Source organism: Candidatus Regiella endosymbiont of Tuberolachnus salignus (assembly GCF_964020115.1).
Classification (GTDB): Bacteria; Pseudomonadota; Gammaproteobacteria; order Enterobacterales; family Enterobacteriaceae; genus Regiella; species Regiella insecticola.
This window is the reverse complement of sequence record NZ_OZ026542.1, coordinates 679,666-700,774: the sequence shown is the minus strand read 5'-3', so window position 1 is coordinate 700,774 and position 21,109 is coordinate 679,666. Positions and strand designations below refer to the sequence as shown.

The following is a 21,109-nucleotide window of genomic DNA, read 5'->3' as shown; positions in this document are numbered from 1 at the left end:
GAAGGAGTGTTAGAAATGAATCAAACAGCAAAAATAATCAAACCGAAATTAGGCTTATTGGAACTGGCGAAACTATTGGGTAATGTTCAGTCAGCGTGTAAAGTCATGGGCTACAGTAGGGACAGCTATTACCGGTTTAAAAAGCTGTTGAGCAGGGAGGTGAACCAGCGCTGGTAGAGATAAGTCGTAAAAAACCACTCGAAAAAAACCGGGTAGAACCGCATATAGAACAAGCGGTGGTGAATATGGCTTACGACTATCCTGCTTATGGACAACACCGCGTAGCGAATGAACTCAACCGACAGGGGATAATGATTTCGGGCAGTGGTGTTCGCTCGGTTTGGTTGCGCCATGACCTAGAAAATATCAAGAAACGCCTTTCTGCCTTGGAAGCTAAGGTAGCGCAGGAGGGATATTTACTCACCGAAGCCCAGCTGCAAGCACTGGAAAAAGTGCAAGATAAACGGGAAGCACAGGGTGAAATTGAAACGCAACACCCGGGCTATCTCGGCTCTCAGGATACTTACTACGTGGGGCACATTAAAGGCGTCGGTAAAATTTATCAGCAGACCTTTATTGATACCTATTCCAGAGTCGCCTTTGCTAAGGTCTATACAGAGAAAAATGCCTTGGTTGCAGCAGATGTGTTAAACGACCAGGTGCTGCCATTCTATGATGAGCAAGCGGTTCCCTTATTGCGTATCCTGACTGACAGAGGCTCAGAATACTCGGGTAAAAAGGAAAACCATGCCTATCAGCTTTACTTGGAGCGAGAAGATATCGAACATACGCGGACAAAAGCGTACAGCCCGCAGACCAATGGGTTCTGTGAGCGGTTTCATAAAACGATGAAAAATGAATGTTATGACGTCATGTTTCCGCGTAAAATTTATTCATCATTGGAAGACATTCAGCAAGACATCGATAAATGGCTCACATTCTACAACACAGAGCGACCTCATTCAGGCAGGTATTGTTATGGCAAAACCCCCTGGGAAACTTGGATTGCATCAACAGAGTTAGTAAAAGAAAAACAACTCGATAATTTATTTAAACCATCGGACAGTCAGATTCATCTGACAAATTCCATGGCTTATATCGCCAAAATCACGATTAACCGGCCGCAAGTGCGTAATGCGTTCCGGCCACTGACGGTGAAAGAGATGATCTTGGCGTTAAGCTATGCCCGCTATGATGCGAACATTGGCGTGATTATTCTGACTGGCGCGGGGGATAAAGCCTTTTGCTCCGGTGGTGATCAGACAGTGCGTGCTGTTCTATATGACCAAAGAGGGGCAGGAGGGACGCAATGCCTTTATAGAGAAGCGTCGACCGGATTTTATCAAATTTAAACGTAATCCTTGATGCCCCACGCTTTTTTATGCTATTCTCCCATACAGATGCATATTATCATCAAGAAGATCACTCAGTAACCCCCTGTGTCAGCATAGTTGTCGCCTGTTAGTATTAAGGAGAACAACATGCCAGCAAACCCCGTGCCTATCAATATCAAGCAACAAGGGTTGCTCTAGCTTCAACCTCCGTATAATTGGTCTCACCGGCAAATAGCGAAGAAGCTAGACGTGAGCCCTTCGGTTGTTTCAAGATGGAGAAACGAGTTAATGAGTGATGGCCTATTATGTGAAGATGAGCGGTTTTTAAAGAATAACGAAGGTTGGTCCCCCGAGCAGCGCTTTGCTGTGGTTATCGAAAGCGCAGTGATGTCTGAAATTGAGCTGGCCGAATACTGTCGATATAAAGGATTGTTTGTTGAACAGGTTAAGGAACGGCGAACGGTTTCGATCCAGGCGCATGAGCTGAAAGCCCTAAATAATCATAAAGTTGATAAAGTCGTCAAAGAATACAGACAAAAGATCCGTGAACTTGAAAAAGAACTCGCCAGAAAAGAAAAGGCGCTTGCGGAAACGGCAGCCTTACTGGTGTGTTAAGGGAAAAGTTCAATGCCCTCTGGGACAACAGCGAGGACGCCTGATACCTCTCCCAGAGCGGCATAAAATAATTGATATGCTCAGAGATGCGATGAAACAGGGGGCTCGTAAGGCACCGGCATGCCAGGCCATTGGAATTTCAGTCAGAACAGTACAACGCTGGAGTAACAACCGTCACAACACCTTCCACATTGACAAACACCGTTACTCGGTGATCTTCTTGATGATAATATGCAGCAGAAAAACAGCGGTCATACTCTTAGTAATACCTTTTGAACCCTAACCCTCCTTTGGGTAAGACACACAGCGTGCGCACTACACTGCCCGTTGTTATCAAAACCAGTGGTAGCAGCCTAGCAGCAACAGAACCCAGAAAATAACTACCGACAACATTATGGAATAGACTACGAACACATTGAGCTATCTCAGTCTCCTTTATGCCGTCCGGAAGACAGTTCTCCGACACTCGCTTTGCTATTATGTTGCTCTATAAAAATGGGGGAGATGAAAGCATCATGATTTCGAAGATCATACAAGCGCTTGAAAAAGAGACGTACCACACCAAGGATTACCCAGAATTTTATGCCGAGCATACTCTTGATCCACAAGTATTTTCAATAGAAGTCCAAGGGCTAGGCCATATTTCCATGCCGCTTGATGTGCATGTTGTCGAATGTTTATTAAAGATTTCATCGCCCGCAAAATTTGGCTTGCGTGAGAAAACCTTGCTGGATAAAAAAGTACGTGATACGCATGAAATTCCTGCTGATCAATTGCGCATCACGTATGACAGGGAAATAATGCACAACATGTTGGAGGGTATGCGAAGTACTTTAGGCTTGCCAGAAAATGCGGTGCTTACGCCCCATTTGCATAATATGCTGATTTACACTCCGGGACAGTTTTTCAAAGCACATCAGGATTCAGAAAAAATCGATGGCATGATCGCGACTCTGATCGTGGTGCTCCCGTCAGCACATATTGGGGGAGATCTGATCATCACTCATGCAGGCCAACAGTATCGATTCACATCAGAAAATCTGGCTGATCAGACATTGAAGTGCATTGTATTTTATGCGGATTGCCAGCATGAAATCGAAAAAATAAAGCAAGGCTATCGGCTTGCTTTGACCTACAACGTTGTTCTTGAACCCGCTCAACTTCTTCCTTTTCAGGAGGAAAAATATGTTAACAAAAATCTTGAACAAGCGCTTGGGGATTATTTTAGTTCGCGAATAAATCAGGGAAATACGCCAATCAAACTGGGGTATTTTCTTGACCACAGTTATACCGAGCATAGTTTGAGATGGGATCTACTCAAAGGCGCTGATTATCAGAATGCACAGGCTTTTAGGCATGCAGCGAGGAAGCTTGGCCTGATACCTCATCTCGCGCTAGCGGATATCCACGAATCCTGGGCAGCCTATGGAGATGAAAATGATCCAGAGCCGGAGGAACTGGTTGACGGTGATACCACGCTTGTCTACTGGCTTGATACGGAAAACAGGCCAATGTCATATGGGGATAACTATTTTTCTGATGATGAAATTTGTTGGACAAAAGAATCGCAAAAAGAAGATTTGAGTGACTCTCAATACGAGGGTTGGATGGGTAATTACGGTAATACGATAGATTACTGGTACCGGCGTGCAGCAATAGTTCTGTGGCGTGAAGCGGATAATATATCGATGTGTTTCATTCTCGATTACGATCAAGCACTTGCCGATATCGTGAGCCTGACGCAAAAGCCAGGTTGCGCGGAGCCTATCATTGATATGATCAATCAAGCCGGTCGTTTTTTGTACCACAGACGCCAACAGGAAGCTCAAGAAAAGTACTTCATATCATTCACTCAGATCGCCGTCTATCTTCAAAGTGAAGAACTAGCCTGCACCTTGCTGAAGGAATTTTCCATTTCAGTCAGCGGGAAAGAAAGCGGTCTTGAAGCATTGATTAAACTACAAAATGTTTATGGCATTGCTTGGTGCCTGAGATTACTCGAGACCTGGCAAGCGCGTGATCAAGAGGATTACCATCGACGTGCTACAACACAAATTCAGTTAGATATAGATAAGTTGATACACAATTTTATAACTCAGGGCGGGGACATGCAGCTAGCGGTTTTTCTGGTACGTTATCATGTTGAAGCCATAATCAGGATGGACAAGCGACCGCTCACACCTGTTGAGTGCATGAAATCGCTAAACAGACGAATAACAGCACTCACAAAAATAATGTATGCCTGTGATGTGGTTGTCGATCATGTAGCAACTGAAAAAATCGTCAGGCACGTTATCTCACATGTGCAGTTATATCCAGAGCTAGAGTTAGCAGATCTCGTGCTGAATTTGCAAAAGAAAAGGACTAACAACCTGTCATCTGCATACAGTTTATTGCAAATGCATGTAGAAAAAGGTATCCATGAAGAATTAAATAAAGGATTGCGCAGCAAAGACGATTGGTCACTCGACGCCAAATTAGCCTGCACTTGTGATTATTGCAAAGTAGTCATGGAATTTGTGAAATCGAAAACCGAATCCACCAAGATATGGCCACTTGCCGCCCCGCATCGCGAACATATTATACGCAATATCAAGGAGACCACACTACCCATCAGTTTTGAGGTAAAAAAACAGGGCTCTCCCCACAAGTTGATCATAACGAAAAGTGATCTAATCTATAAACAAGCACAAGAAAGGTTCGAAAGAATAAAGATTGCTTCAGGGATGGAAAGCAGTCGTACATAGCTTTTCGGATAACGAAGATAGTGGATGTTCACCCTCACTCCTGAACACAACATGTAACCAATACGGCGTACAAGAAAAATGCGGTATAGTCATACCCCATGTTCGAATGAAACTGATAAAGGTAAGTCAGGGTATGCCAGTCATATTGAGATTTAAAGGCCATATGTTTTTTTCTATTCGAATGAGGGCGACCCACAGGAACCCCTCCATATTCATGTTAGAAATGCTGAACAATGAAGCCAAATTCTGGTTGATAGGCCTAGTACTACAGTCGTAGTTAATGCATATATAATGAAGAACCTCGAGATTGTTGGTATTTTACCCTATGCTATTAGATGATTTTGGTGGATTAGCGATTTTTGACAAATTAACGACCAGGCTGGGGAATTTATTTCATCGTTGTGAAACCCGTGAACGAGCAGCAGGCTATGTAAAGGCATTACTGAGCGAGTGTCAGCGAAAAACCAGCTGGCAACTGGCGGAATGGCTGGGTGGGTGCTCGCCTCATGGTATCAATATTTACTTGAACGTGCTGAGTGGGATGCGAATGCAGCGCGTGATGTGCTACGTGATTGGGTAGTAGAGCATCTGAGTTCTCCAGATGGCGTGCTTGTTGTGGATGAAACCGGGTTCATCAAAAAAGGCCGACACTCAGCAGGGGGTACAACGTCAGTACAACGGGGCGGGTAGAAAATTGCCAGACTGGTGTATTCCTGTGTTATGTGGGAAAGGGAAGCAGTGCTTTTATTGATCGAGAGTTATACTTGCCAAAAACGTGGATAGCAGACACAGCACGTTGCCGACAGGCAGGTATCCCTGATGAAGCCGACTTTAGCAGTAAGCCAGAATTAGCCCGCCAAATGTTAGCGCGGGCGTTTGATGCAGGTATACCGGCAAGTTGGGTCACGGCAGACTGTGTTTATGGAGGAGATCGCCATCTGCGTCGTTGGCGGGAAGAGAACCAGCAGCCCTTTGTGTTGGCAGTGCCTTGTAATGAACCACTGTGGTGTCAGCCATTTGTTTGCACGCAAGCCCAGGAAATGGCTAACGCATTACCGAATAAAGCCTGGCGTTCGGTTTCAGCGGGCGCAGGAAGTAAGGGAGAGCGTTGGTACGACTGAGCGCTGACTCCTCTATTTCGTTTGCAGCCAACATTTGCTGATAAGACGGCACAGGAAAAAACCGGATGAACGAGCCTATTATGTGGTCTTTGCCCCAAGGGAGAAGGCCTCGCTGGAAACGCTGGTTCAAGTGGCCGGTCAGTGTTGGCAGATTGAGCAGGGGTTCCAGATGACAAAAGGAGAATGTGGACTGGCTCATAATGATAACATCCTGGAAGACTTATATCCGATTTGTATTTACAATGCAAGTGAGAAAAATATCAGACTTTTTCATGGCGGCCACTTAAGCAGCTTAATAACCATTGATGGGCTATATCGATATAATATTTGAATTGCGTGTGAGCAATCGCCAATTTTTTGGTCTTGTAACTGGTGTTCAATCTGCCTCTTTAGATATGGCACTGTTAACAAATTACGATATAAAAGATAGAAATAGAGTATGAAACTTTTCCCGTAGTGTGAAAAATATTCATTCCCCAAAAAGCTTCTCCTTCACACTGTCTCGTTCCAGCTTATGCAAGCGTTCAAAAGACAATGTTGTCTGGGTAACACCTTGTACAACCTTATTGAGTGCACCATTATCTTGATTTGATGGATCCGATTTCATTGATTTCAATGTATTCTGTGCCGTTTCTTCTTGGATGATCTTCGCTGCTTTTTCGATAGCTATCGCCTGATTTTTTCGTTCAGGTTGCGTTTGTGCCTGACTCAGGGTTTTATCGTCAGGAACCAGAATATTACCGGTAATACGGTTAACGTTACTGGGTATCCCAACACCTGATAAACGGATTATCACCCCGCTTTCTGGGTAAACATGCGCGAGTCGTATAGCTTGCTGGATATCCGCTGCGAGTCGCGTTTCGCCATTACGACTGATCTGTAAGCCCGCAAATCTGGCATCCTGACTGCCCAGCACCCGTGGTTGGTGGTTTAGTTCTATTTTACTTGTCAGCGCTAATGATAAAAGACCGTAAATTGCTAATTTAATTTGTCCACTCAAGCCAGAATGCAGTTTCCTTTGTGGTGACAAAGCCATGAGGGAAATAAGCATGCTAAGAAGAGAGGACCACTACATGATAAAACAACGCCATCAACAGGGGGCATTTATTGTTGATATTGCCCATCAGATAGGGTGTTCAGAAAAAACGGTGAGACGGCACATTAGCTATCCTGCGCCGCCAACAGCAAAACGCGGTAAAAAACAGGTTGCTAAACTCGAGCCCTTTAAAGACTACATCGATTCAAGGTTGAGTGAACAGGTTTGGAATGCGGCGGTTATTTTTGAGGAAATCCGTGAAAAAGGCTACCGGGGTGGGAGTGCGATGCTCCGACGTTATATACATCCCAAACGTCCGCTCAGGGCCTCGAAAAACACGGTACGCTTTGAAACCCTCCCCGGTTATCAACTTCAACACGATTGGGGAGAAATCATCGTTGAGGTGGCAGGCTCTGCCTGTACGGTTAATTTTGCCGTTAATACGCTCGGTTTTTCGCGTCGCTTTCATGTCTTTGCTGCCCCTAAGCAAGATGCTGAGCACACGTATGAATCGCTGGTTCGCAGCTTCAATTACTTCGGTGGCAGCGTAAAAAATGTCTTGGTAGATAACCAAAAAGCCGCTGTTATCAAACATGGACAAAATGGCCACATCGAGTTCAATGCGGGCTTCCTGCAACTGGCTAATCACTATGGGTTTAGCCCTCGCGCCTGTAAGCCTTATCGACCGCAAACGAAAGGCAAAACCGAACGGATGGTGGGCTATGTTAAACACAATTTTTTCACTCGCTACCGTCAGTTTGAGAGTTTCGCTCATGTTAATCAACTGCTAGCGATGTGGCTGGCGAAAGTGGCAGACCAGCGTCATCTTCGTCAATTCAAGCAGACACCGGAAAATCGTTTTGCTGAGGAAAAAATAGCCTTGATGCCACTCCCTGCGACTGATTTCGATACCAGCTACTTCGACCTACGACAAGTGGCATGGGACAGCTATATCGATGTCAGAGGTAATCGCTATAGCGTGCCTTCATTCTGGTGTGGTCGTGCGGTTAATATTCGTATCGGTTTAGATAATACGCTACGTATTTACGGCGATGAGCAACTGCTCGCGACGCATCTCTTGCAGGAGGTAACGCAGGGCTGGCAAAAGGTGCCAGAACATCATCAAGCCCTTTGGCAACAGGTCAATCGAGTAGCGTCTCGTTCGCTCAGTGTGTATGAGGAGCTACTCTGATGGAAATGGAAAACTTGTTGATACGGTTAAAAATGGATTACCTGGGCGATGCGTTGGAGAGTTTATGTGAAGAAGCCACCAAGAAAGCACTGAACTACCGTGAATTTCTCCAGCAGGCATTAGCCCAGGAATGGAACGGGCGTCACCAAAAAGGCTTGGAATCGCGGTTAAAACAAGCACGTTTGCCGTGGATAAAAACCTTGGAGCAATTTGACTTTACTTTCCAACCAAGTATAGACAGGAAAATTATCCGCGAGCTGGCGGGGCTGAGGTTTGTCGAACATCATGAAAACGTCATTTTGTTAGGCCCACCTGGGGTAGGGAAAACGCATTTGGCGATAGCGCTGGCTGTCAAGGCAGCTACAGCTGGGCATCGGGTATTGTTTATGCCTCTGGATAGACTCTGCTGTACCTTAATGAAGGCAAAGCAAGAAAACCGTCTGGAACGCCAACTTCAGCAACTGTGCTATGCCAGGGTATTAATACTGGATGAAATCGGGTATTTACCGATGAATCGCGAAGAAGCTAGCCTATTTTTCAGGTTATTGAGCCGTCGTTATGAAAAGGCGAGCATCATTCTCACATCAAATAAAAGTTTTACTGATTGGGGGGACGTATTCGGTGATCACATTTTAGCAACTGCGATTTTAGACAGGCTTTTACATCATTCAACCACATTGAATATTAAAGGAGAAAGCTATCGACTCAAAAATAAACGCAAAGCAGGCATGTTGCCTATAAAAACGACTGATATTATCCAGGCGCCTGGAATAGAAACCCAACAGGAAAATTAGCAAAAACTGGACATTTTAAAGTAGCAAAAAGTGGTCAATCTAAAGTAGCGTTGACATACTTCCTTCTTGTTGCAGTCGGATTTCATCCAGGTAAACACCGGCGCGTTTACCGTTACTGTCCCATACCGGCAATGCTATATGGGGGGTGGGATATTTACGCCCTGGCGCAATAAATTTTGCCATTGATTCTCCCGATCCCAGGCCACGTGTTTGTAATAATTTACGTCCCAGCGCGGTATTTTGCATGGGTGTAGCGCTGGCTATCAATTGCTCTGCAATCTGAGCGGCTTTATCATTAGCACCGTGCAGTAAATCATGGGCTGTAGGGTACTTTTTTTGATGTTCTAGTGCCCTCAACCATTTCTCTCGGTCGTCGGTATACACCTGTACATGTTCTTTTGCGCGAGAGAGTGTCACATAACCTCCCTCCCGGGTCGCCCTATTTTTCCTGCTCCCTTCTGTTCCTTCCAGCGTAATAACATAGCGGGAACTGGCACCCTGTGCACCGTAAGAGGTGACGGCATAGGCAAGATCAATATGGCGATCTTCAATAGCTTGCTTTGGATCCAGGCGCTTGTTGTGTTCGCCGTGAGTGAGCGTGATGCTGCCGTTACTGTCTATTTTGCTCACTTGCCAGAGACTATTAGCCACATAGCCTCTATCATTATCACTGCGGGTAAAACGTAACTTGTCGCCAGTACTGACAAGAATTTCTCGCGGTTTATACAGCGCAATAGCCTGCGTGCTGTTCTCAAAATTTGATATCAGCTGCGCTTTTCCTTCGCTATCACGCAGTGTCACGATACCGGCTTTATCATCTATCCTGGCCACCGTGTAATACTGGCTGTTTATCAGTGCGATCTTGTCGATATGGGGAGAAAAGCTCGCAGCACGGCGTAATTCATTATGCAATGTGCGCACCGGCTCCAGAATAGATAATACAGATTCTGTATTGCCAAGCTCTCCCGCCGCCTGGAGTTGATGGTGAATTTGCGCGTTAATGGCGCAGCGATCTTCGTTTAGATGCGCCACGATGAGTGTATTGTTTCTGGCATCAACAGTACGTCCGCTATAATCCTGACTGATAGCGCTAATTATGTCAGTTGGCGCATCGCGGTTTTTCTGCTGTGATACTGTGTTTGTCTGTTTTACCTGCTCTTTTTTAAATTCCATCACCGATGCAGTGGGTGTCCATGCCTGTGGCTGGCGGGGAATGCGGTCAGGTGTCACTGTTTCTATTCGGTTTAAAGCGTCACGGGTATTTCCCTCAATCATGCTGTAAATAGCGGGTTTTAATGCCGGTGTCTGGCGTACGATGTCTTTCATTATTGCGATGTCACTGGCGCTGCGTTGTTGCATCAACTTAAAGGGCTGGCCGGGCTCAATCGCCTGTAGTTGGGCGCTATCTCCGCTGCTAATCGCCCGTCCGTGACCACGGCTGATCTGCTGATACAACTCGGCCATATCCCGGTTCCCCATCATCGAAGACTCATCAATGATAAATACCGTATTGTGATAATCTGGCGTTTCACCGGCTAATGCTTGTTGACGTGCTTCACTGAGAAAGGAAGCCAGTGTTTGTGACAGAATACCGGCTCCTTGCATTTCATGAACGGCACGGTGTGTCGGGGCGAGACCCATCACTTGTGGGCGCTGGTTTTCCGGTAAGCTCCCCATAGCGGCCATCACCGCTTTAAACTGAGTGGTTTTCCCTGTACCCGCAAACCCCTGGATAGCCAGAAACTGATCGGAACTTTTCAAGATCATGCAGGTTGCTGCTTTCTGGCCGTCAGTCAACCCCTCCAGGTATTGCGGTGGAATAGACGCCATGAGCGGTGTAACGGCATTCTTTCCCTGAGCGATGGTGCGAATGATGGATTTCTCCCTCTCATAAGTCACACGCGGCACCAGCCGCTCGGTATCAGAAATTGAGTTTATATTGATCAGATCGCCTTGCTTTTTTTGCTGCTCGATTTCAGCTTTAATCTGGTTAACCGTCACGTTAGGCGACCATCCCAGGGACGCTGAAATGAGCGTTAGGGCTGAGAAATCGATCCCCTGCGTTTGAGCACGACTCAATCCTAATGCCACCGATTGCTGTACCGGCGATAATAAATTTTCCCTGTTCTGGCTGATAGCTTTATCCAGATTATCCGTACCCGCTTGTGTTTTTACCTGTTCGCTGGCTAAACGATAATGAGGATGACTGATCAAGCGTTTTTCTGCACGATCTAACGGCATTGCGGTGTACAGCGTTGCTTTATCACCACTTCTCGCCAGTTGATTCAGTGTCGCGGCATTTAAATCACGCGCGCTGATGGCAGCCAATATCTGATTTTTGTCACTGACGCTGGCGCCCAGGCTTTCAACATAATCGGTTGAAAGTTTGAGGGCGCGTGATCTGTCCAATGTGAAGTTTTTGCCCTGGCTTTCTACCGTCACACCCGTTTTGCTGATGGCGGTGACTTTCAGTGCTTCATGGGCTTTTATTTTCCCTTTCATTTCTCGCCCAACCGCTTTGAGCTGTTCTCCGACCGCAACTGCTATTTGTTTTTGTGCAAACAGGCTCCAACTGCTGTCCAGCTTGTTAATTTTTTCGGCACGCACCTGGCCGGTTTCACTGATTAACCGCAGGGTATTGCTGTTGTCTATCACCTTGTCTATCTGATAGCGGTGCATCGCTTTCTTTTCATTATCCCACTGCTCCATCATCATCCCGGCGCGATAATTTTCACGCTGATGGCGGCTTTTGCTGTCCAACCAAACCGGTTGTAGTACTGATATTGTGGTATCGACTTTATCCAGTTGACCGGATGCCTTCAATTGGGTGCGTATCGCTGCGGTAAGCGCTGCCTGCTCCCGTTGCCCGTTAACCTGAGTAACCACCGCTGTTTTTGCCCATTTCATTTCTGCATAGGCTGAAGCCAGGGCTTCATAACGGATACGCTTATCGCTTTCACTGACAACAACAGTGGCTAATGGCTGGCTGCCGTAAAGCTGATAGTGGGGGACACCCGCTTCTTTCAGTACCGATAGCGCATTGCCTGTTCCAGGACGTTTCTCACTGTTCATAAACAGCAGCTGGACGCGCTGTTCTTGCCCCTTTTCCAGTAACAACAGTGTTTCTTTCAGTGTCAATTTTTCGGCTTGGTCGATGACCAGGGTACTTTGTGGTAGTAAGGTGAGTTCACCTGTAAGCTGGCTACGTGCTATCACTTGTCCGGCAAGGTGTTTTTCCTGCGCTAACCAAGCACCACTGCCTCGGTCTGCCGCCAAGATCTTCACCTCTCTTCCTTGAGAGAGGGTCATCATCACTGCATCCTTGATACGCTCGCGCTGAACGGCAGCTCCCCCTTGTCCAGACAAGATCGCCACTGGAGGTTTGTCCTGTGCCAGTACTGAATAAGCATCGACATAGGGGCGTTCTCGCACTTGTGCCCGTTCAGGAAATGACAGTACCCGATTTTCCCGCAGAGTCGTTTTAGCCAGCTGATGTAGACTTAGTTCATTAAGCAAGTGAATATCTGAGGTAAAAATGCCTTTTTCTTTATCCAGTGGGATCACCCGCTGTTGTTCAATCGCTGCTTCAATACCTTGACGCACCCGCTCGAATACACCTGGCTCTGCCGGTAGCTGCCCTACGGTCTTAGCCAGCAAATCGGAATAAGTGAATTGCACTTTGCTGTCACTCAATAGGGAAATCGAGTGGTTAACTGCCTGAGAGATATCGTTGGTTATGGTTTTGTTTTCCTGCATACTGGCCGTTTGTTTCTCTTGTTGATAGGCTTTGGTTCGGTTTATAAAATCAGCGAGATGAAAGCCGGTTTCTTGCAGACGTGCTTTCCATTCCGCCACCAGGATCAGGGGATCGGAGGCAACTTTAGCTTTGCGGGTATTGAGTACTGCAATATCACGGGTACGCAGCGAGGCGTCATTCTCTACTGTCTCACGGAGGGTTTGGCTACGTTGCGAAAAAGGCGTTACAGGGACACCTTCCATTTCCCATAGACCATTTTTGCCCGTTTCATGCGTTTTATAGCCCATTTTTTCGACAGCGTGACGCAATGAATGGCGATAAATCTTTCCCAACGCCACTTGATTGACCATCACGGTTTCTGAAAAACCGGTTTTCATTTTAGTGTCACTGGCTAGCGCACGCCATTTGCCTTCAGCATGAGTCGCATTCAATACCAACGCATGGGTATGTAACTGGGGATCAAGATCACGAGACGTATCATGATGGTAGAGAGCGGCGACAATATTGCCGGTCAGTACAGTAGCTGTTTTTTTATCTTTAGTGATGCGAGCACTGGACAGTGCCTCAACTTCCTGCATGGCAACAGAGACAGCGGCATTGTGTGCCTCAATAAAACGCTGATCACCGCCGATTAATGCCAATACAGAGACACTTTTGGGGGCGGAAAAGGTGAGATCATAACCGGTTCGGTGGGTTTCTTTACCCTTTACCTTACGAGAAATCTGGATACCATTGGGTAATATCCCCTGTTTAATCTGATCAAGCACCGTATCTTTTATCTGCCCAGACAAGCCGAGCATCTTGGCTCCTTCTCCCATCCAGCGAGAGCCTAAACTACCTAATACGTAATAATTATCCTGACTAGCATAATAACTCGCGTTACCCGCTATCGGGCTAATACTCATCATCAAAAGTATTCCCCGGGCTCATCTATTGCGTGATCGGCGCGGCGTGGGTTGATATTGACTTCCTCCTTGCGTGTCGATTTTCTGGTTTGCAATGGTTGGGTATATTGCCCATCTCTTGCATCATCCCTGATATCACCACATTCACCGACGTTGGGTATGGGTTTCATCGCTAGCGGATCTTCTCGACCGCCTCCAGCAGTGGTGCTGTCTGTCGCTGTTGGTTTAGCGGTAGATTTAGCCTTGGCTGTGTATTTCTGTGGGGCTGAGTTCTCATGAGAAAAAAGTAAATCCAACGCCTGACTGGCTTCCTCACTACGTTGCTCCAGTTCACTTTCAACGTGCGGATCAAGACTAGATTCAACATTGCGTAGTACCCATGGCTCGGCCACGTTAGCTAATTTTTGGTACTTGAGTGACATTCTGACCACAGGATAATGGCCTGGTAGGGTGACAAAACATGTTAAATCTTCCAGCATCTGCACATCGGTATAGCTGACAATATTCACGCGCTGTTCATCTTTGCCAAACGAGATCCCGTCCCGCACTTGTTCGGCACCAAAACTGGTCTGCTCGGAGAATTTTTTCTTTACCGTTTCGCCAATATCTTCCTCAACAAACTTTGCCACTTGTGCGCTGGGTGAGCGGAAAAAATATTTGGTGTTCAGCAGATCAAACATCGCTTCGGCAAATTTGCTGCCATAAATTTCTTCCAGTTGCGGGTAAGACTGGAATCCCAAGGCAAAGCATCCACCAAATTTACGTGCTTCTGCGATGATATAAGGCAGGCTGGGGAGTTTATGCAAAGAGGGTAATTCATCGATAAAAAACCAAACACGGCGCTGGCGGTTTTCTCCCATCGAAAGCAAGCTGTTGGCGGCTATGCCAAGCCACATCGAAATGACGGGTTTTAACGATTCATAATGATTCTGATGGGAGGTTACGAATAACCAGCCATTCTTGCCGCCATCTTTAACACCTTGCATCCACTGGCGGATAGTAAACTTTGGCTGGCCACTACGTTCGATACCCTGCAAATAACGCATCGCCTTAACATAATTGGTCAGTACACTACGGATAGAGATGGCGGTTTTTTCAATCTTACTGTCAATCAGCGCTGATGCCGGTGTACCGGCTAAAAATTCGCGCAATTTATCGAGTTTAATCGCAAGCAACGTGCGGAGAAATTTATTATAGCTACGGCCTTTATCTTGGCGCATACGCTGTGCCGCCTCAGCGAAAATGGTTCTGGCAGAGCCTTGCCAGAAAGGATCTTCAGATGAACCCATTGGGATCAGTGTGTTAGAGACGGTTTCCAAATCGGGCAGGGTTTGACATTCTTCCCACATGTCCCAGTTGGCACAGCGTTTATCCAGCGGATTTAACAGGATATCTTTCGATTCATCGTAATATTTATCAATAAAAGTGCAGCCCTTATCATAAATAATAACCAAATCACCCCGTTCACGTAGCAACGATAAAAACTTCCTGATCAGGGTAGATTTACCGGAGCCAACGGTGCCATGCAGACCAAAATTTTGCGTTTCACTGTCTTTTTTGATCGGCAGAGAGCCAATCTTGATATCCGACGCCTGCCCGCGTTTTCTCATCAAACGGGCAACCGCTTTAGGATCATTATTTAATACCCGTCCTCCGGTAATTTCATCCTCACTTTGCTTGCGACCTGTGCGCCCTAAATAGCAATAGAAAAATAACGCCACAAGAAAAACCACTATCATGGAAATTAATGCAGAAATGATTAATTCCTGTTTTAACAATTGACCACAATAAGCGGTGTAGGCGTCATTAATTATCTGATCCGTCGTATAGCTCAGCTTCTTGCCATAATAATTCAACGTATAACGAGTCGGGTTGACGCTATTTTTTAGTAGAGGATGGATACTCCATGCATACCAATACATCAAACCATTTATACTATTTTGCGTACTCACTCGAATAAATAGTGTCACTAGGGTTATGACCATAAATGACATGATCATATAATAAGAAATGAGGTTATTTATTTGCAGGAACATGCGCAGACGCATAAAAGCGACCTGCCCGCCCTGCGTTAAATGACGAAGATTCAGGCGCATTATTTTCTCAATGTAAAGCAGAATTGGACGCAGAAATAAATTAAAAAAATGATACCTCGCCTACGGAGAGTTAATTTACACTAACTTAATAATAATGGCTGTGATAGCAGCAATCGCACCAACAAAACCCGATGCAATGGCTACGAGATACCAAAATAATTTAGTGGTTTCTGCCTCTGTTTTCTTGCTGTCCAAATCTAGTTTAGAAAGTTCAGCATTTATCCTTGATGTTTCAGCCATAAGCTTTGCTATTTCTGCATATATTTTTTCTGATTCGTGATGATCCCCTGTCTTACTGGGCATTGAATTTCTTTCAAAGAGCTTTGTGTTAATTCATTTCCATTTAAAAATAAATAAATCGATCATATTAATTTTATTTGTCGATGTATCTCAATCATAATGATGATAAAAATAACACCCGCATGACTTTCTATTAAACGTTCTTTTTTATTAGGCAACAAGTCTATAGATACCCGTTCATCATAGATGTGCTCAGCGTGTTTTTTTCGTTCGGCGCACTATAAACCAACACATTGCGTTGATGTGCAATTATCGCCCGATCCATTACAATAGAAATGTAGGCACCATAGTATCAGGCAGTTACCTCTTGACCTGAAAAACATAACAAACACAACTGCATCGCGACATTAAGACAGTTTACATCGCCGCGTTGTTGGATCAACGACAGATCAGATTCATTGAAAGTGTAGTGCTGAATAAGTTCATCTTGGACTTCAAAATCCTAGGTCTAATAGATCTTTCAGAGGGTTTTACCGTTTCATGATGGTGTAAAAGTTCTCATGAGAACCAATGTTAAGCAAGACAACCTCTTGCGGTTTCTTTTTATCTGGCAAAAGTCGATATGCCAGTAAAGTTTCCTGTTTGTTGATTTTGAACTTGAAAACAAACACGCCTGCTAAATCGCCTTTTTTTTCTTTACCGATGGTAGGAGCAGCAGTAATCTCCATGACAACCTGATCGACCACTTTTTTATCGCGTGCATGCATTTTTTTAACAACGCGATTAAACGTTGGTGTGCTAAGAATCTTCAACGCCATCACACACCAATGTGGTATTCAGACAGTTGACCCGCATCTGCCTCAGCAGTAGCGAGCAGCGTGCTCTTGATAAATTGAACGGGTAGTTCTGGATTATCCTCAACCACCTTCCCGAGACGCGCCCAATATTCGATCTGTTTTGGAATGGATCGATGTTCAGCAACGGCGCGCGGCCTGGCCATATCTACTAGTTCATTGGATAATTTCAATGGGATTGCCATAGCGCCTCCTTGATGTTAATTGCATCAATATACAACAATATACTACCTTTTGTAACCCGTGAATAAAAATAGGTCATTTTTTCGCAACCCATTATCTGTTACTACTGGTCTTGTTCTGCATTTAAAGGCCAGGGTGGGATTTAGCTTATTAATTAACCTAATTTAGGTTGTAAAATGCTCAATTTTTGTATGTTAATTAAACTTTTGAGAAGACTTAGCTTATAAAATGCTTAAATACCAACCTTGTTGGTTATAAATAATACAAAGTGAAATCCCGCCCTGTTTAAAGACAATGAGCTAACATACCAACGCAAACGATAGTGGGTTGCACTCTTCTCTGTTTGTTCACTCGCTACCTCAATGAAGATACTTGTGCCTAATAGTAAAGCTTGTCAACTACCTCACCACGGTGCTCGTCGATAAAGTGAATCTGAATCACAGGGTTTGCGATATCTACGCCAACCGGTGTATATTTCATCTTGTGGGTTCTCCAGTTTCTGGGAGCACTGTGCATCCCGTGTGGGCACAATGATGCCGAAAATCTGTGAGGATCCACACCTTAACTCTTCAATCTCCTGCCCTTGGTTAAAGGGTTGGGATACGTTCATTACATTTCTCTAACCCGATCGAAAATGCGATAGGCTTATGCAATTCGTTTATTGCCAGTTTGAGCTGAATAGGCGGGTGCGACTCATGTCCAATAACGAATTAAAACTCATACTGTTGCGCTTGCCACAATGAAAATTCAGAGCGACTTAAACCGTAACGCACCAATACACCTTCGTGTAATCTGCGCAGCTCGGCTATCACCAGATATTCAACATTTTCACGATCCATTTCAGGCACCTGTTTTTCCAATGCACGACGAATAACCTTAAGAGGCTCTTGTCCTCGCTGTCAACAACAGCCTAAAACTGATCCACAGCAACAATCTAAAAGTGATCCACTACTGTTTGGGTTTATCCATTAGTCCGGCTTGTTTCTTTTCTTTAATACGATAGCTTTCTCCTTTGATTTGCAAGATATGTGAGTGGTGTAGTACCCGGTCTAACATGGCCGAGGTGAGTGCTGTATCGTTTGCAAAGACTTGTCCCCACTGACCAAAAGGCAAGTTGCTCGTTAATATCACTGAAGCTTTTTCATAGCGTTTGGCAATAACATCAAACAGCAATTTGGCTTCATGTACGGTAAAAGGCAGATAGCCGATTTCATCGATAATTAGCAACCTGGGTGCCTGTACAGCGCGCTGCATGACCTGTTTATAGTTGTCTTGTCGCTGCGCTGTGGCCAGTTGCAGAATTAAGTCAGATGCACTGATAAAACGGGTTTTGATTCCTGCCTGTACCGCTTTGTAACCCAGTGCTATTGCGATATGGGTCTTGCCCACTCCTGATGGCCCCAACATCACCACATTCTCCTGACGTTCAATAAATGACAACGATGCTAACTCAATGACCTGTTTTTTTGGCACTCCAGTGGCGAAGGTAAAATCAAAGTCCTCCAGCGTTTTCAGGCTGGGGAATCCAGCCATTCGGGTGAACATATGCTGTTTACGTTGATGGCGTGAACGCTTCTCACACTGCAGAGCCTGCTCCAGGAAAGTCAGGTAATCCCACTCTTGTTGCGCCGCTTGCTGGGCTAAATCGCAGGCATTTGCATCAATCCCCGGCAGTTGCAGCGCTGAGGTAAGTTCTCCAATACGGGATAATTGCAGGTTCATATCGTCTCCATCAGTTGGTCATACACGCTCAGAGCATGATGCAGTGGTTGCTGACTCAACCCATTGAGAGAAGCTAATGCGCTCTTGTTGGTCAGCGAAGGCGTTATCGGTACTATTTTCGGAGGTAATACCTGTAGTGCTTTACGTTCATCGATAAGCCGCAGTGCCGGTTTTTCTCTGGTGGTGTCATGGATCCGCTGGTGTGCCACCGTTTCCAGCCATAGCGTGACGTGCTCATTGGCAGTGTCAGTATCGAGTGTCAGGCCCAACGCCAATAACTTGGTATTGAGTGGACGAAAGAAATTATCCCGGACATAGCGTACCATTCGTTCAACCTTGCCTTTGGTTTGTGGCCGATAGGTATGGCAAAGCTTCGGGATAAACCCCATACTTTTTGCAAACTGGTAAAACGCCTGATTAAGCTGTCAACGCTACTTTAGATTGACCACTTTTTGCTACTTTAAAATGTCCAGTTTTTGCTAATTTTCCTGTTGGGTTTCTATTCCAGGCGCCTGGATAATATCAGTCGTTTTTATAGGCAACATGCCTGCTTTGCGTTTATTTTTGAGTCGATAGCTTTCTCCTTTAATATTCAATGTGGTTGAATGATGTAAAAGCCTGTCTAAAATCGCAGTTGCTAAAATGTGATCACCGAATACGTCCCCCCAATCAGTAAAACTTTTATTTGATGTGAGAATGATGCTCGCCTTTTCATAACGACGGCTCAATAACCTGAAAAATAGGCTAGCTTCTTCGCGATTCATCGGTAAATACCCGATTTCATCCAGTATTAATACCCTGGCATAGCACAGTTGCTGAAGTTGGCGTTCCAGACGGTTTTCTTGCTTTGCCTTCATTAAGGTACAGCAGAGTCTATCCAGAGGCATAAACAATACCCGATGCCCAGCTGTAGCTGCCTTGACAGCCAGCGCTATCGCCAAATGCGTTTTCCCTACCCCAGGTGGGCCTAACAAAATGACGTTTTCATGATGTTCGACAAACCTCAGCCCCGCCAGCTCGCGGATAATTTTCCTGTCTATACTTGGTTGGAAAGTAAAGTCAAATTGCTCCAAGGTTTTTATCCACGGCAAACGTGCTTGTTTTAACCGCGATTCCAAGCCTTTTTGGTGACGCCCGTTCCATTCCTGGGCTAATGCCTGCTGGAGAAATTCACGGTAGTTCAGTGCTTTCTTGGTGGCTTCTTCACATAAACTCTCCAACGCATCGCCCAGGTAATCCATTTTTAACCGTATCAACAAGTTTTCCATTTCCATCAGAGTAGCTCCTCATACACACTGAGCGAACGAGACGCTACTCGATTGACCTGTTGCCAAAGGGCTTGATGATGTTCTGGCACCTTTTGCCAGCCCTGCGTTACCTCCTGCAAGAGATGCGTCGCGAGCAGTTGCTCATCGCCGTAAATACGTAGCGTATTATCTAAACCGATACGAATATTAACCGCACGACCACACCAGAATGAAGGCACGCTATAGCGATTACCTCTGACATCGATATAGCTGTCCCATGCCACTTGTCGTAGGTCGAAGTAGCTGGTATCGAAATCAGTCGCAGGGAGTGGCATCAAGGCTATTTTTTCCTCAGCAAAACGATTTTCCGGTGTCTGCTTGAATTGACGAAGATGACGCTGGTCTGCCACTTTCGCCAGCCACATCGCTAGCAGTTGATTAACATGAGCGAAACTCTCAAACTGACGGTAGCGAGTGAAAAAATTGTGTTTAACATAGCCCACCATCCGTTCGGTTTTGCCTTTCGTTTGCGGTCGATAAGGCTTACAGGCGCGAGGGCTAAACCCATAGTGATTAGCCAGTTGCAGGAAGCCCGCATTGAACTCGATGTGGCCATTTTGTCCATGTTTGATAACAGCGGCTTTTTGGTTATCTACCAAGACATTTTTTACGCTGCCACCGAAGTAATTGAAGCTGCGAACCAGCGATTCATACGTGTGCTCAGCATCTTGCTTAGGGGCAGCAAAGACATGAAAGCGACGCGAAAAACCGAGCGTATTAACGGCAAAATTAACCGTACAGGCAGAGCCTGCCACCTCAACGATGATTTCTCCCCAATCGTGTTGAAGTTGATAACCGGGGAGGGTTTCAAAGCGTACCGTGTTTTTCGAGGCCCTGAGCGGACGTTTGGGATGTATATAACGTCGGAGCATCGCACTCCCACCCCGGTAGCCTTTTTCACGGATTTCCTCAAAAATAACCGCCGCATTCCAAACCTGTTCACTCAACCTTGAATCGATGTAGTCTTTAAAGGGCTCGAGTTTAGCAACCTGTTTTTTACCGCGTTTTGCTGTTGGCGGCGCAGGATAGCTAATGTGCCGTCTCACCGTTTTTTCTGAACACCCTATCTGATGGGCAATATCAACAATAAATGCCCCCTGTTGATGGCGTTGTTTTATCATGTAGTGGTCCTCTCTTCTTAGCATGCTTATTTCCCTCATGGCTTTGTCACCACAAAGGAAACTGCATTCTGGCTTGAGTGGACAA

Annotated in this window: 18 protein-coding genes and 4 pseudogenes; 10 read left to right on the top strand and 12 right to left on the bottom strand. The window is 45.6% G+C overall.

What is annotated here, in order from left to right; all coding sequences use genetic code 11:
• Positions 1–15: 15 nt before the first annotated feature.
• The 8 genes and pseudogenes from AACL30_RS03555 to AACL30_RS03525 all read left to right on the top strand — a co-directional run.
• Positions 16–1,049, top strand: a pseudogene (locus AACL30_RS03555) (IS481 family transposase); the annotation flags it as partial.
• A gap of 48 nt (positions 1,050–1,097) precedes the next feature.
• Positions 1,098–1,271, top strand: a pseudogene (locus tag AACL30_RS03550) (enoyl-CoA hydratase-related protein); the annotation flags it as partial.
• Between the two features lie 312 nt (positions 1,272–1,583).
• On the top strand, positions 1,584–1,949 hold the full coding sequence (locus AACL30_RS03545) for a hypothetical protein (protein ID WP_339057831.1): 366 nt from the start codon (positions 1,584–1,586) through the stop codon (positions 1,947–1,949).
• A gap of 515 nt (positions 1,950–2,464) precedes the next feature.
• The gene (locus AACL30_RS03540) at positions 2,465–4,696 is read left to right on the top strand and encodes a 2OG-Fe(II) oxygenase (protein ID WP_339057830.1); all 2,232 of its coding nucleotides are present in this window, start codon (positions 2,465–2,467) and stop codon (positions 4,694–4,696) included.
• A 133-nt stretch (positions 4,697–4,829) separates the two neighbouring features.
• Positions 4,830–4,949 (top strand): annotated as a pseudogene (locus AACL30_RS03535) (DUF4160 domain-containing protein); the annotation flags it as partial.
• A 72-nt stretch (positions 4,950–5,021) separates the two neighbouring features.
• Positions 5,022–5,276, top strand: coding sequence for a hypothetical protein (locus AACL30_RS03530; protein ID WP_339057829.1), 255 nt, complete (start codon positions 5,022–5,024; stop codon positions 5,274–5,276).
• The gene (locus tag AACL30_RS16330) at positions 5,180–5,386 is read left to right on the top strand and encodes a transposase (RefSeq protein ID WP_422389572.1); all 207 of its coding nucleotides are present in this window, start codon (positions 5,180–5,182) and stop codon (positions 5,384–5,386) included. The genes AACL30_RS03530 and AACL30_RS16330 overlap by 97 nt, the downstream gene beginning before the upstream one ends.
• Positions 5,387–5,418: 32 nt before the next feature.
• Positions 5,419–5,817 (top strand): transposase, encoded by a 399-nt coding sequence (locus tag AACL30_RS03525; protein WP_422389571.1) that lies wholly within the window; start codon positions 5,419–5,421, stop codon positions 5,815–5,817.
• Between the two features lie 469 nt (positions 5,818–6,286).
• Here the strand turns inward: AACL30_RS03525 and AACL30_RS03520 are convergent, their stop codons facing one another.
• Complete coding sequence (locus AACL30_RS03520; RefSeq protein WP_339057828.1) at positions 6,287–6,868, bottom strand: conjugative transfer relaxase/helicase TraI domain-containing protein; 582 nt, start codon at positions 6,866–6,868, stop codon at positions 6,287–6,289.
• Here AACL30_RS03520 and istA (AACL30_RS03515) point away from each other — a divergent pair.
• On the top strand, positions 6,867–8,045 hold the full coding sequence (istA, locus tag AACL30_RS03515; RefSeq protein WP_339056344.1) for an IS21 family transposase: 1,179 nt from the start codon (positions 6,867–6,869) through the stop codon (positions 8,043–8,045). The two genes, AACL30_RS03520 and istA (AACL30_RS03515), sit on opposite strands and share 2 nt — an antisense overlap.
• Positions 8,042–8,839 carry an IS21-like element helper ATPase IstB gene (gene istB / locus AACL30_RS03510; RefSeq protein ID WP_339058365.1) on the top strand — a complete coding sequence of 266 codons (798 nt, stop codon included), beginning with the start codon at positions 8,042–8,044 and terminating at the stop codon, positions 8,837–8,839. Before istA (AACL30_RS03515) ends, istB (AACL30_RS03510) begins: the two co-directional genes overlap by 4 nt.
• 39 nt (positions 8,840–8,878) lie before the next feature.
• Here istB (AACL30_RS03510) and traI read toward each other — a convergent pair whose 3' ends face one another.
• The 11 genes and pseudogenes from traI to istA (AACL30_RS03455) form a co-directional block, all read right to left on the bottom strand.
• Positions 8,879–13,504, bottom strand: coding sequence for a conjugative transfer relaxase/helicase TraI (gene traI, locus AACL30_RS03505; protein WP_339057827.1), 4,626 nt, complete (start codon positions 13,502–13,504; stop codon positions 8,879–8,881).
• Positions 13,504–15,597, bottom strand: a complete 2,094-nt coding sequence (traD, locus tag AACL30_RS03500) for a type IV conjugative transfer system coupling protein TraD (RefSeq protein WP_339057826.1) — start codon at positions 15,595–15,597, stop codon at positions 13,504–13,506. The genes traI and traD overlap by 1 nt, the downstream gene beginning before the upstream one ends.
• A 75-nt stretch (positions 15,598–15,672) precedes the next feature.
• The gene (locus AACL30_RS03495) at positions 15,673–15,900 is read right to left on the bottom strand and encodes a hypothetical protein (protein WP_339057825.1); all 228 of its coding nucleotides are present in this window, start codon (positions 15,898–15,900) and stop codon (positions 15,673–15,675) included.
• Positions 15,901–16,207: 307 nt separating this feature from the next.
• Positions 16,208–16,333, bottom strand: a pseudogene (locus AACL30_RS03490) (DUF4158 domain-containing protein); the annotation flags it as partial.
• 34 nt (positions 16,334–16,367) lie between these two features.
• Positions 16,368–16,655 carry a type II toxin-antitoxin system RelE/ParE family toxin gene (locus AACL30_RS03485; RefSeq protein ID WP_176487252.1) on the bottom strand — a complete coding sequence of 96 codons (288 nt, stop codon included), beginning with the start codon at positions 16,653–16,655 and terminating at the stop codon, positions 16,368–16,370.
• Positions 16,655–16,876, bottom strand: a complete 222-nt coding sequence (locus AACL30_RS03480; RefSeq protein WP_006707195.1) for a TA system antitoxin ParD family protein — start codon at positions 16,874–16,876, stop codon at positions 16,655–16,657. The genes AACL30_RS03485 and AACL30_RS03480 overlap by 1 nt, the downstream gene beginning before the upstream one ends.
• A 708-nt stretch (positions 16,877–17,584) precedes the next feature.
• Entirely contained in the window at positions 17,585–17,713 is a 129-nt protein-coding gene (locus AACL30_RS03475) for a hypothetical protein (RefSeq protein ID WP_339057824.1), read from the bottom strand.
• Between the two features lie 109 nt (positions 17,714–17,822).
• Positions 17,823–18,596 (bottom strand): IS21-like element helper ATPase IstB, encoded by a 774-nt coding sequence (istB, locus tag AACL30_RS03470; RefSeq protein WP_339057823.1) that lies wholly within the window; start codon positions 18,594–18,596, stop codon positions 17,823–17,825.
• The gene (locus AACL30_RS03465) at positions 18,593–18,985 is read right to left on the bottom strand and encodes a hypothetical protein (RefSeq protein WP_339057822.1); all 393 of its coding nucleotides are present in this window, start codon (positions 18,983–18,985) and stop codon (positions 18,593–18,595) included. The genes istB (AACL30_RS03470) and AACL30_RS03465 overlap by 4 nt, the downstream gene beginning before the upstream one ends.
• Positions 18,986–19,075: 90 nt before the next feature.
• On the bottom strand, positions 19,076–19,873 hold the full coding sequence (istB, locus tag AACL30_RS03460) for an IS21-like element helper ATPase IstB (protein ID WP_339058365.1): 798 nt from the start codon (positions 19,871–19,873) through the stop codon (positions 19,076–19,078).
• The gene (gene istA / locus AACL30_RS03455; RefSeq protein WP_339056344.1) at positions 19,870–21,048 is read right to left on the bottom strand and encodes an IS21 family transposase; all 1,179 of its coding nucleotides are present in this window, start codon (positions 21,046–21,048) and stop codon (positions 19,870–19,872) included. The genes istB (AACL30_RS03460) and istA (AACL30_RS03455) overlap by 4 nt, the downstream gene beginning before the upstream one ends.
• Positions 21,049–21,109 lie beyond the last annotated feature (61 nt).

What these genes read in the sequence shown, in the direction of transcription:
- istB (WP_339057823.1), bottom strand. Translation starts at nt 18,596, where the DNA reads ATGAACCTGCAATTATCCCGTATTGGAGAACTTACCTCAGCGCTGCAA.
- AACL30_RS03475 (WP_339057824.1), bottom strand. Translation starts at nt 17,713, where the DNA reads ATGGATCGTGAAAATGTTGAATATCTGGTGATAGCCGAGCTGCGCAGA.
- istA (WP_339056344.1), top strand. Translation starts at nt 6,867, where the DNA reads ATGCTAAGAAGAGAGGACCACTACATGATAAAACAACGCCATCAACAG.
- AACL30_RS03465 (WP_339057822.1), bottom strand. Translation starts at nt 18,985, where the DNA reads ATGGGGTTTATCCCGAAGCTTTGCCATACCTATCGGCCACAAACCAAA.
- AACL30_RS03495 (WP_339057825.1), bottom strand. Translation starts at nt 15,900, where the DNA reads ATGCCCAGTAAGACAGGGGATCATCACGAATCAGAAAAAATATATGCA.
- AACL30_RS03520 (WP_339057828.1), bottom strand. Translation starts at nt 6,868, where the DNA reads ATGCTTATTTCCCTCATGGCTTTGTCACCACAAAGGAAACTGCATTCT.
- AACL30_RS03480 (WP_006707195.1), bottom strand. Translation starts at nt 16,876, where the DNA reads ATGGCAATCCCATTGAAATTATCCAATGAACTAGTAGATATGGCCAGG.
- AACL30_RS03540 (WP_339057830.1), top strand. Translation starts at nt 2,465, where the DNA reads ATGATTTCGAAGATCATACAAGCGCTTGAAAAAGAGACGTACCACACC.
- traD (WP_339057826.1), bottom strand. Translation starts at nt 15,597, where the DNA reads ATGCGCCTGAATCTTCGTCATTTAACGCAGGGCGGGCAGGTCGCTTTT.
- AACL30_RS16330 (WP_422389572.1), top strand. Translation starts at nt 5,180, where the DNA reads ATGGCTGGGTGGGTGCTCGCCTCATGGTATCAATATTTACTTGAACGT.
- AACL30_RS03530 (WP_339057829.1), top strand. Translation starts at nt 5,022, where the DNA reads ATGCTATTAGATGATTTTGGTGGATTAGCGATTTTTGACAAATTAACG.
- AACL30_RS03485 (WP_176487252.1), bottom strand. Translation starts at nt 16,655, where the DNA reads ATGGCGTTGAAGATTCTTAGCACACCAACGTTTAATCGCGTTGTTAAA.
- traI (WP_339057827.1), bottom strand. Translation starts at nt 13,504, where the DNA reads ATGATGAGTATTAGCCCGATAGCGGGTAACGCGAGTTATTATGCTAGT.
- istA (WP_339056344.1), bottom strand. Translation starts at nt 21,048, where the DNA reads ATGCTAAGAAGAGAGGACCACTACATGATAAAACAACGCCATCAACAG.